Consider the following 11,324-nt stretch of genomic DNA (forward strand, 5'->3'; position numbering starts at 1 on the left):
TAGCCACATACGCTTGCCAAAGTGATGACCTGAGAAAGTTTTTTGGCTTTAACGTCAATGACTAGATCTGCATTCTCTATAGGTTCTAAGTAAATTTTTCAGCTTGAGATATTCACACGCTACAATACTGGTTTAAAATGGTATACTGCGTTGTTTTTTTCGATTTATTTCTGGATAACATGCTCTATCTAATCGCTAGCTGTATTGCACTGCTGTTTGGGCCACTTTTTTATCGCTTCTTTTCATCAGGTAGCGGATTACAAAAAGGCCTAGATGGATTTATATTCGTCTCCCTTGGCGGATTGGTGCTCATTCATATTTTGCCAGAACTGTTGGAGCATGGTGGGTTTATCACGCTATTGTTTGTCATGCTTGGCGTTTGGGGGCCGACAGCCAGTGAAAAACTGTTTCATCGATATTCAGAAATCACCCACAACATCACCCTCACTCTCGGCATTGGCGGACTATTACTGCACACCATTACGGACGGTGGAGCGATGGTATTGGCACAACAAGAAGGCAATTCAACACTTCTAGCCTTAGGCGTGATCATGCACCGCCTACCTGTTGGTGTCGCCATTTGGTGGTTACTCAAACCTCAAGTCGGCACTCGATGGGCTAGCGCCGTTTTAGCTGCAATGATGGTATTAACCAGCGTCGGCTACTTTGCTGGCGAACATTTGTTAACTCAATTAAGTCTTGAAAACACGGTTTACTTGCAAGCCTTTGTTACCGGTTCCATTTTGCACGTTGTATTACATCAACCACATGGCCACCAACAAGAAGACAAGCAAGGTCAATATCAATACCAAGCAGGCATTGGCAGCCTATTAGGTTTAGGGTTATTAGCCCTGCTACTGCTGATGGATACTGGCGGCCATGAACACGCTCATAAAGACCATGGCTCAGAGCAATTCGTTAGTTGGTTACTGACTATTTCTCCGATCCTATTAGGCAGTTACTTTATCGCCACAGCGAGGTTTGCATCAGGATTACGACCATCTCATCCTTCCCTAGGATTACGTTGGTTACAGCGTTTAGCCGGACCTGAAGCATTGTTAATTACCTTATTACTATTGGGCCCTTGGTTTGCGCTTTACCAAATATTGGGGCTATTAGCTATTGGGGCACTAATGACACTGACAAAAGTTGATATAACAGATCCGCACCCAACACTATCAGAGTCACCTTGGCGCTTTGGCTTTAGCCAATTAGTCGACCGAAGTGCCCCCTGGATTATCCTTAGCTTAGTATTAGCAAACTTGATAGGTCATCCATCTGTTCCGCTTGAGAACCCCGCATTACAGGTATTTATTTTACTATTAGTCTTTTTGCCGATGCGTTTTTGTAATTTAGGCACGGTAATTTTGGCACTTGCCTTGGCTTACAGTGGTTGGAGCCAAATTGCAGTGGCATTTACTTTACTCGCAGCGCCGGTACTCAGCATCGGCCAATTGAAGTTAATGAATTGGAAACAAGGACTCATGTTAGGCGGGATTTTACTGGTAGGATTAATGGTGGCAGATCAACTCACTCTGAGCTCATCATTAACATTACAGTTACCTGAATCGGTCAATATACTTGGTCTAGTAGCAATCGTTTTATTGTTTGGCGCCAGCTTATTGCGACTTGGACCTCGAAAGTTTTTAAGCCGTTTGATGATCAACTTAAAATCAGCACCACATAGCCATGACCACGGCCATCATTCAGACACCAAAGCTGCACATCATCACGAGTCAGCTTCGACACATAAACATCATCATTAATCATAATCGATTTATTAGGTTATGATGGCTGTGTCGATACTTTTAAGGGGCAGCCATGTGTATTTTATTTATTGCCGTTGAGGCGCATCCGGATTATCCCTTAATTGTCTGTGCTAACCGCGATGAATTTCATCACAGAGCAACCGAACCCGCCTATCGCTGGGCAACAACACCAATCATTATCGCTGGGCAAGATAAACAAGCCGGTGGTACTTGGTTAGGAATTAATGAACAAGGTCAATTTGCTGGGCTAACCAATATTCGAGCAATCGAACAGCAAGATGGCGTTCGCAGTCGTGGAGAGTTAGTCGTTGACGCGCTAACCAAACAACACATCAATAGCCAATGGTTAACTGAACACTCGATTAACTACAATCCGTTTAATTTAGTCTTCGAACAGCACAATCAACTCCATTGCTTTAACAGTAAAACCTTAACGACTACTTTGCTTAAGCCTGGTTTTCATGCAGTGAGTAACGGTGCGCTGGATGATATATGGCCTAAAATGGCTAAAGGTCAGCAACAGCTACAAAGCTATATCAAACAAATGCAATCACCTTGCATAGACCAATTACTCAATATCATGCGCGATACTTCTCAACCCAAAGATCAAGATTTACCCCAAACAGGCATTAGTCTTGAGTGGGAGCGACGTCTATCATCTATTTTTATCGAACATGAAGAATACGGCACTCGTTCAACGAGTATTGTGTTGAAACACCGCAGCGGTAAAGTACAACTTACTGAAGTGAGATACGATGGTAAGGCACGCAATTTAGGCTCTCAACGTTTTAACCTTGGCTAGAAACCAGCCTTACCTAAATAATCGCCAAACACAAACTGTGACCTGCTGCACAGTCTAGTCATTATTTCATATCAGCTATCGCTAAACCTCACTAATCACCATAGGCAACATTCATTTTTACAACCTAGATCAAGGTTATTTGATCACGAACATTGCATACTTCGCCTGTTGCTAATTTACTCCCGGAGGACACGCCTTGAAGCAGCCCACTCAGATTAGTTGGGATCAGTCGATGATCGAAAAGTACAATTACAGCGGTCCCCGTTATACTTCTTACCCGACCGCACTAGAGTTTGACGATGCCTTTACTGAGCAAAACTTACTGACATCTATTAAAAACAGTAAGTCAGATAAACTGTCGCTATATGTGCATATTCCTTTTTGCGCCAAGCTTTGCTACTACTGTGGTTGTAATAAAATTATTACTCGCCACTCTCACAAAGCAGATCAATACATTGAATATCTGGCCACTGAGATTATTAAACGCGCCCCATTATTCAAAAATTATACCGTAACCCAAATGCATTGGGGTGGCGGTACACCGACATTTTTAAGCCCTGAACAAATTCTTAAACTGACCGCATTAATTAAACAACACTTTAATTTTGCTGATGTGGGTGAATACTCAATTGAAGTTGACCCGCGTGAGATAGAGCTCAGCATGTTAGACACCTTAAAAGAAGCTGGGTTTAACCGGGTATCTATTGGTGTTCAAGACTTTAATAAAGAAGTACAAATTGCCGTTAACCGTGAGCAAGACGAACAATTTATTTTCGACTTAATTGCCAGAGCTAAAGAACTCGGTTTTGTATCAACGAACGTTGATTTAATTTACGGTTTACCGCTGCAAACGCCAGAAACGTTTGCGAAAACTATTGCGCGCATTATTGAGCTATCGCCTGATCGTCTATCTGTCTTTAACTATGCACATTTACCATCGCGTTTTGCTGCACAACGTAAAATTAAAGAACATGATATGCCTGCTCCACAACAGAAATTAGATATGCTTCGCCAAACGATAGAATCGTTAACAGATGCGGGTTATCAATTTATTGGTATGGACCATTTTGCCAAACCCAATGATGAGTTGGCAAAGTTACAAAATGCCGGCAAATTACATCGTAACTTCCAAGGGTACACCACCCAAGAAGAATGTGACTTGCTTGGGTTAGGGGTATCATCTATCAGCCAAATTGGCGACTGCTATGCCCAAAATCAAAAAGATATTCGTCCATACTACGAATCTATTGATGCTAATGGTCATGCATTATGGAAAGGCTGTAGCTTAAATCACGATGATGAAATTCGTCGCGCGGTCATTAAACAGATTATCTGTCATTTTGATTTAGACATGGACAAAATTGAACAAAAGTTTGCCATTAACTTTGATGAATATTTTGCTGAAGATCTTAAACTATTGCAAACATTCATAAATGATAAATTGGTTGATATCACTGATCGAAAGTTAACAGTAAGCCAGACCGGTCGTCTACTTATTCGTAATATCTGCATGTGTTTTGATGTATATTATCGTCAGAAAGCCCGTCAGCAGCAGTTTTCAAGAGTTATTTAACTCACTATTTATGTAAAGTAGAATACAAAAATAGCCAGCATTTGCTGGCTATTTTTTTACTTACATTCGCTATTTACTTCGCTTTTTTAGCGTATAACGCTTTGCGGTCACTGTCAGACATAAAGGCCATTTCCACGCCATTACGTTGCAATGTCGCCAGTTGACTATCACTGAAACCCATTTCAGATTTAACCACACGATATTCATGAGCGATATCAATTGCACTCACACCTGGGTCATCGGTATTAAGGCCAATCAATACACCGGCATCCATAAATTTACGCAGTGGATGAACATCATAATCTTTAACGGTTGACGTATGTAAGTTGCTGGTTGGACATGATTCAATTCCAATACGGTGCTTGGCCAAATACTCCATCAACTTCGGATCATGAATCGCATTCACACCATGCCCAATACGGGTAGCACCTAGTATGTTGATTGCTTGCCACATACTTTCAGCACCCGCAGCTTCACCAGCATGAGCGGTAACTTGTAACCCTGCATCTCGAACACGCTTAAAGTGCTCTGTAAATAAGTCGCCAGGAAAACCGAGTTCGTCTCCGGCTAAATCCATCGCCACAATGCTATCACGATGAGCAAGTATGCCTTCAAGTTCTAAGCGGCATTTCTCTTGTCCAAAAGAACGCGACATAATACCAATAAGGTTAACGCTAATATCATGCTCTTTTACACCAGCACGAACACCATCAATAACAGCTTCAACGACACCTTCAATGGGCAAATTATGATTCATCGCCATGTAATAAGGGCTGAAACGCAATTCAGCGTAATCTAACCCTTGCGATGCTGCATCGATAACATTTTCATAAGCAACACGCTTTACAGCATCTAGATCAGCTAATACAGCGACCATCCAATCTAGTTTCTTCAAAAAATCGACTAGGTTGTTCTCTTTCCCTTGGATTTGCACAAATGGCGCAAGTTCTTCTAGCGAATTAGCGGGTAACTGAATACCGTGTTGGTGGCCTAATTCCCAAATGGTTTTTACATTAACATTACCGTCTAAATGTCGATGCAAATCAACCAGCGGAATGGTTTTATCTATCATAATTAACCCCTATAAACTTACCCTGCCATTAGTTTGGTTTTGTCGGTCAGAGAATGATGTTCAGTTTAACATGTATTCATACAAATTCTGATGGCCAATGTTTTTTTCTGGAATCTACCACACTAAAAAGCAAACACTAATTTGGAATGTGTTTTTTATACTTAAATCGGGCATACTCTAAAGCTAACAAACAGATTAAACCATAAAGGACTATTGATGCGCTTGCGGATCCTACCGGCACTGATAATGTTAAGTTTATTGGGTTGTAATAGTCATTCAACCACGACACAGATTGCGCCTCAAGTCACTCACCAACAAACGCAGATAGATAACGATCTACAAGCGATTATAGACCAGAGTTGGGCGGTTAATTTAGCTTTCTCACCGGAGTTAGCCGCCAGTTTAGGAGATGCATCAGTAGCCGCAAAGCTTGATGATTTATCTGCAGAAACATTAGCAGAAAAGAACCAACAGACGCTCCAAATTCTCCATACACTTAAGCAGCTTGACCGGAAAAACTTATCCAAATCAGATGTCATCAATGCTAAGATTTTACAAGACCAGCTACAAAACGAAGTCGACATGTATCGATTTCATGACCACTATTTACCCATAACAGCTGAAAGTGGTTTTCATGCTTATATTGCGTCTATTGCTAAAGCTCGCTTCAATAGTATTGAAGATTATCAGCACTATTTAGCTAAACTTAAGCAATTACCACGTTATTTCGCGCAACAAACATATTGGCTCAAACAAGGTTTAGCCAGCGGTATTACTCCGGCAAAAATCACCCTTAATGGATTCGAAGACAGTATTAGCGCATTTATTGTTCCAGTTGAGAGCAGCGGCTACTTTACTCCGTTTACCCATTATCCTGATCATTTTAGCGCAACAGAAAAAAATACGCTGACCCAACAAGGCAGAACAACCGTAGAACAAATCGTGCTTCCTCTGTACCAACAGTTTTATAATTTCATGACTGAGGAATATATTCCCAACGCAAGAATAGACATCGCGGCTTCGGCTTTACCAGATGGCGCGGCGTTTTATCAAAACAGAGTTGAGTATTACACCACGCTGCCAATGACAGCTGAACAAGTCCATCAACTTGGATTGCAAGAAGTTGCTCGTATAAGATCAGAAATGGAACAGGTGATTAAAGATGTTGGCTTTAAAGGCAGTTTTGCTGATTTTTTAATGTTTTTACGCACGGATCCAAAGTTTTACCCTAAAACCGCTGATGAGTTACTTAAAGAAGCAGCATTTATTGCCAAAAAAGCAGATGCCATGTTGCCTAAGTATTTCGGCAAATTACCGCGCACACCTTATGGTATTGCACCGGTACCTGCTGAAATTGCGCCTAAATACACTACAGGGCGCTACTCGGGTTCAAACCGTGACGACGAGCCTGGCTATTATTGGGTTAACACCTACGCCTTAGATAAGCGACCGCTATACGAGCTTGAAGCCTTAACCCTACATGAAGCAGTGCCAGGGCACCATTTACAGATATCACTCAATAAAGAACTCACTGACTTACCCAATTTTAGACGCTACAGTTATATCTCTGCATTTGGTGAAGGCTGGGGCTTATACTCAGAATATTTAGGCTTAGAAGCCGGCTTTTATCAAGATCCATACAGTAACTTTGGCCGCTTAACCTACGAAATGTGGCGTGCGGCTCGTTTAGTCGTCGATACGGGCATGCATGCAAAAGGTTGGAGCCGCCAACAAGCGATAGATTTTATGGCAAGTAACACAGCACTTTCAATGCACAACGTTACTACTGAAATAGATCGCTATATTTCTTGGCCAGGCCAAGCGTTATCGTACAAAATTGGTGAATTAACCATAAAACGGTTACGCGCTAAGGCTGAAAAATCATTAGGGAAAGACTTTGATATTCGGAAGTTTCATGATGCCATTTTAGAAAATGGTTCTATTCCAATGTCGGTGCTAGAACAAATGGTCGATGAGTTTATAGCTCGCCAAAAGGCGACAATAAAACAAGCAAGTACCGGATAATCAGATAGATAAATACGTCAAATTCACCATACTTTAGATATAAACAAGCTGGCTTAATAACTATGCATTACATGAAATTTTCATCTGAATTAAAGCTCGATACTAGTGAGCAAAGACACTTTTGGCAACAAGTACACCAATCGAGTTTTTGTACTGATGACGGTATAAATATTGCCTATGCGATGATCCAACATCCTAATAGTCAACGAGCAATAGTGATCAGCAATGGCAGAGTAGAATCTTATATAAAATATCAAGAATTGATGTTTGATTTATATCAACAAGGATTTAGCGTTTACGCTTTAGATCATCGAGGACAAGGATTATCAGACCGGCTCACACATAATCCGCATCAAGGTTATGTTGCTAGCTTTACTGATTATACCGAAGACTTAACTCAATTTATTAATCAGATAGTTAGCCAACAACAGCATGATGAGCTATTTATCATCGCTCACTCAATGGGATGCACCATTGCCAGCGATTATATTAATCAACACCCAAATACATTTACTGCAGCCGTATTCTCAGCGCCCATGTTTGGTATTCGATTACCGTTTACAAAACCTATCATTCGTTGGCTAGCACAAAAGCTCGATAATAATCGTCTGGAAGCAAATAAAGTACACAGCACATTTGTAATAGGGGGAACCCATTACAAACCCGACAGCTTTAAACGCAACCGACTGACTCATAGCCAAAAACGTTATAAGCACTATCGCAACATCTTCGAAGAAACCACTAAAGCACAGTTAGGCTCACCGACTAACCATTGGTTACTAGAGGCAATGGATGCAGCGGAGAAATGCATCGACTACGCTAAACACAGCCAAACTCCGATACTAATTTTGCAAGCTGAAAAAGACACGATTGTCTGTAATGAGGCGCAAAACCAAGCACTAAGCACTCATTGTCATAAAGTGATCATTGAAGGCGCATATCACGAAGTATTCATCGAGAAAGATACTATGCGTAATATCGCCCTGTCTCATACCATTGACTTTATGGCACAACACTCAAAGATAGCTGTGTCTTAATTAATTGAATAATGTCGTCATGAGCTAGTGGTCGACTGATAATATAGCCTTGAAACCAAGTACATTTTGCATGGGTCAGTAAATTAAGTTGCTGCTTATTCTCAACTTGTTTAGCCACTACAGGAAAGTTTAACTTAGTAGCAAACTCAACAATGGCATTCACAATGTTAAAGGTTTCAGGGTTATATTCTATATCTTCAATATAGACAGCAGCTAGCTTCACTTGTGAAAAACGAATACCTTGTAATAAATGGACTGCGCAAGACCCCCCACCAAAATTATCCATCGCAATGTTCACACCGAATCGTTGGAACTCAGCAATTTTGTTTCTGGCAACATTAGCATTGACCACGAATACATCTTCAGATAACTCGAACTGAAACAATGTAGCTGAGACATGTGCTGCATTGATTCGATTCATTACTACGTTTACGAAGTGATCTTGATGAAAGTGACGAGAAGATACATTTAATGACATTAAAGGCACTGTCGCGTTTGCCTGTTGAAGTGTTTGAATAAGTTCACAGACTTGATCTAATGCCCACAGCTCTAATTCAAAAATACAGTCAGACAGTTCAGCTGACGCAATAAACTTACGTGGATTAATATATCCGTACTGCGGGTGATACCAACGCATTAGTACTTCAATGCTATTGAGCTGCCCAGCCTGATCAACAACGGGTTGATAAACCAATGACATCTGCTTGTTCTGGATAGCCAGTTTCAGCTCGTTTTGTAATTTGAATGGTTGAACTTGATTTTGATCTAATTCAGGTTGGTAAATGGCACAACCATTAGAGCGACTATCTTTTGCTTGCTCCATAGCGCTATCTGCACGAGCCAACAGTACTTGAGGTTCTAATGACTCAATACCATCAAAAACAACTAACCCAATCCGAGCTGAAATTGATAAATTTTGCTCTGAAATGGTGTAACCGCGGCCAATTAACTGCCTCACTTCACTAGCCAGTGCTAATGCACGTTTACTTGCTTGATCAATTTCATTGCCAAAATTTTTGGCTAGAATAACGAACTCATCTGCTCCAAGGCGAGCAACCAAACCAGCACTAGAGAATGTACCAGATAAGCGGGCTGCTATCTGCATTAATAATCTATCGCCAAGTTGGTGACCCAAAGCATCATTAATTAATTTAAAATTATCTAAATTGATCATAAGAAGCGCAGAAAACTGACCAGTCTTGCGACTAAGAACCTGTAAATCATAAAGCTGATCGGCTAATACATCACGATTTATTAAATCCGTGAGGCCACTATGTCCCTGCTTATCAGGAGTAATTTGTTGGCTTTTAACATCACCAGAAACATCTGTTATGGTGCCAATAATTCGTAATGGACGCCCAAGTTCATCCCACTCAACTATTTTTCCACGATCCAAAATCCAAATATAACGACCGTCTTTATGACGTAAACGATGCACGCTTTCATAATATTCATGCTGGTTATTAATGTAATTCTGTAAGGTATTTAATACCTGCGCCTTATCATCTCGATGTAAACGAGACTCCCAGACAGAATAGTCATTATCTAGCTCATAAAGTTGGTAGCCTAAGATATCTTTCCATCGATCAGAAACAAACACATCGCCAGTAGCAATACACCAATCCCAAATACCATTACGAGCGCCCTCAACTGCAAAAAGCCAACGTTGCTCTGCATCATTTAGACGTTTTTTACTGCGGGATAACCGACCATTAACCTGATTCAAATAGTCGCGTAAGTTAACCAGTTCGGTCGATGTGCACACAATATCAGTATTGAAATCTGGAGAATCGAGATTTTTAGCGGCTTGGCTTAATTGAGTTAACGGTCTTATCAGTAAATAATGCAACATGACACAGAATAACGACAACAATAAAGCGCCAATTCCCCATATCTCGATAAAGCGCTTTAACAGACTATCAACCGCTTCTGATAAGACATTGGCAATGTCATATTCTAAATAAATTAGCTCTACAGAATTCGAGTAGCTGTAACGAGAATTTGCATTAAGGGGATAGTAAGCCTGAATTGATAAACGATCGAAATTCACCTTTAAAAAAGGTTTATTATTGGTGATAACCGTTCTATGTAAATCAGCCGAATAGCCCTCTAACACATTAGTAGCATTACTTTCTCGCCAAATAATATGATTGGCAAATTGAATTTCACTACCCGAATCAAGTATTACATACACCATCATGTTTTGGTCTGTTGAGACTAAAGCAACCTCTTGCTCTATTCGTTCTAAATCTTGCGTCAACAGAGATGATTCCACAACATGACGCATTCTAAATAAATCTTTCTGTATTTGTTCTGACTGTCTTAATGCAAGTTGTTCATTTAGCTCTGCATGCTCATAGAAATACTCCCCACATACCAAGCCAAGGTAAAGGATAAAAATACATGCAGGAACAAGCAAAGACAGAGAAAGTTTCGGCAACCGAGGCAAAATAAACCCATCCAATTAAATATATGAAGATATGCTAGCGGTAATCTTATCAATAAGTAAAGTACTAGTTATGAATCCTAATAGCATATCCGACATAAAAACTTTTATTTATTAAACACTTTAAATAGATCTACACACTCTAACTTGTTTAACGGGCAAGTGTTATTTTATTTACACAGATGCAGTATGGCACACGAAACAAAATCATTTGCATATTACCGATAAGATTAAAATCGTCGGAATATACAGCACAGAAAGTATCTTACGTTAACATTGGACTACATCAATTTCATAAACAGGAATTGGGTATCCAGAATGCCTATTTGTTATCAAAAGCATAATGTAGAATCATATATTGATAACTCAGAATGTAAAATGGATGACATCTTGCACCAGGTATTACATTATCTCCATGTAATAGCAGTAATGCTCTGATGAAAAAGGTTAGCATCTTGTTCACTTTTATAAATGATATACCATTTACATTAATTAATTGGTCAATTTTGTCCACCGTCTAGAACATAGTTGAATCACCCTTTCCGGCTCTGCAATAAATCGATTCCATGCAATGGAACACTGCTCAACAATATCGTCATA

General features: G+C 40.2%; 7 protein-coding genes and 1 pseudogene. 5 read left to right on the forward strand and 3 right to left on the reverse strand.

What is annotated here, in order from left to right; all coding sequences use genetic code 11:
• Window positions 1-179 precede the first annotated feature (179 nt).
• The 3 genes from H5181_RS12810 to hemN all read left to right on the forward strand — a co-directional run bounded on the left by H5181_RS12810 (window position 180) and on the right by hemN (window position 4,144).
• Complete coding sequence (locus H5181_RS12810) at window positions 180-1,766, forward strand: metal transporter (RefSeq protein ID WP_259397046.1); 1,587 nt, start codon at window positions 180-182, stop codon at window positions 1,764-1,766.
• Window positions 1,767-1,821: 55 nt separating this feature from the next.
• The gene (locus tag H5181_RS12815; protein WP_059745304.1) at window positions 1,822-2,571 is read left to right on the forward strand and encodes an NRDE family protein; all 750 of its coding nucleotides are present in this window, start codon (window positions 1,822-1,824) and stop codon (window positions 2,569-2,571) included.
• A gap of 196 nt (window positions 2,572-2,767) precedes the next feature.
• On the forward strand, window positions 2,768-4,144 hold the full coding sequence (gene hemN / locus H5181_RS12820) for an oxygen-independent coproporphyrinogen III oxidase (protein ID WP_081430110.1): 1,377 nt from the start codon (window positions 2,768-2,770) through the stop codon (window positions 4,142-4,144).
• A gap of 73 nt (window positions 4,145-4,217) precedes the next feature.
• Here hemN and add read toward each other — a convergent pair whose 3' ends face one another.
• Window positions 4,218-5,216, reverse strand: coding sequence for an adenosine deaminase (add, locus tag H5181_RS12825; RefSeq protein WP_011635533.1), 999 nt, complete (start codon window positions 5,214-5,216; stop codon window positions 4,218-4,220).
• A 216-nt stretch (window positions 5,217-5,432) separates the two neighbouring features.
• On the opposite strand from add, the gene H5181_RS12830 reads away from it, so the two are divergent.
• Both H5181_RS12830 and H5181_RS12835 read left to right on the forward strand, forming a co-directional pair.
• A complete protein-coding gene (locus tag H5181_RS12830) occupies window positions 5,433-7,241 on the forward strand; it encodes a DUF885 family protein (protein ID WP_011635532.1) in 1,809 nt (602 codons plus the stop codon).
• A gap of 62 nt (window positions 7,242-7,303) precedes the next feature.
• Entirely contained in the window at window positions 7,304-8,278 is a 975-nt protein-coding gene (locus H5181_RS12835) for an alpha/beta fold hydrolase (protein ID WP_011635531.1), read from the forward strand.
• On the opposite strand, the gene H5181_RS12840 is transcribed toward H5181_RS12835, so the two are convergent.
• Both H5181_RS12840 and H5181_RS12845 read right to left on the reverse strand, forming a co-directional pair.
• Window positions 8,244-10,727 carry a bifunctional diguanylate cyclase/phosphodiesterase gene (locus tag H5181_RS12840; RefSeq protein WP_182751211.1) on the reverse strand — a complete coding sequence of 828 codons (2,484 nt, stop codon included), beginning with the start codon at window positions 10,725-10,727 and terminating at the stop codon, window positions 8,244-8,246. The genes H5181_RS12835 and H5181_RS12840 overlap by 35 nt on opposite strands.
• Before the next feature lie 489 nt (window positions 10,728-11,216).
• A pseudogene (locus tag H5181_RS12845) lies at window positions 11,217-11,324 on the reverse strand (IS630 family transposase); the annotation flags it as partial.

The sequence above is a fragment of the Shewanella sp. SG44-2 genome, from assembly GCF_014164215.1.
Classification (GTDB): domain Bacteria; phylum Pseudomonadota; class Gammaproteobacteria; order Enterobacterales; family Shewanellaceae; genus Shewanella; species Shewanella frigidimarina.

What these genes read in the sequence shown, in the direction of transcription:
- add (WP_011635533.1), bottom strand. Translation starts at nt 5,216, where the DNA reads ATGATAGATAAAACCATTCCGCTGGTTGATTTGCATCGACATTTAGAC.
- H5181_RS12810 (WP_259397046.1), top strand. Translation starts at nt 180, where the DNA reads ATGCTCTATCTAATCGCTAGCTGTATTGCACTGCTGTTTGGGCCACTT.
- H5181_RS12835 (WP_011635531.1), top strand. Translation starts at nt 7,304, where the DNA reads ATGCATTACATGAAATTTTCATCTGAATTAAAGCTCGATACTAGTGAG.
- H5181_RS12830 (WP_011635532.1), top strand. Translation starts at nt 5,433, where the DNA reads ATGCGCTTGCGGATCCTACCGGCACTGATAATGTTAAGTTTATTGGGT.
- H5181_RS12815 (WP_059745304.1), top strand. Translation starts at nt 1,822, where the DNA reads ATGTGTATTTTATTTATTGCCGTTGAGGCGCATCCGGATTATCCCTTA.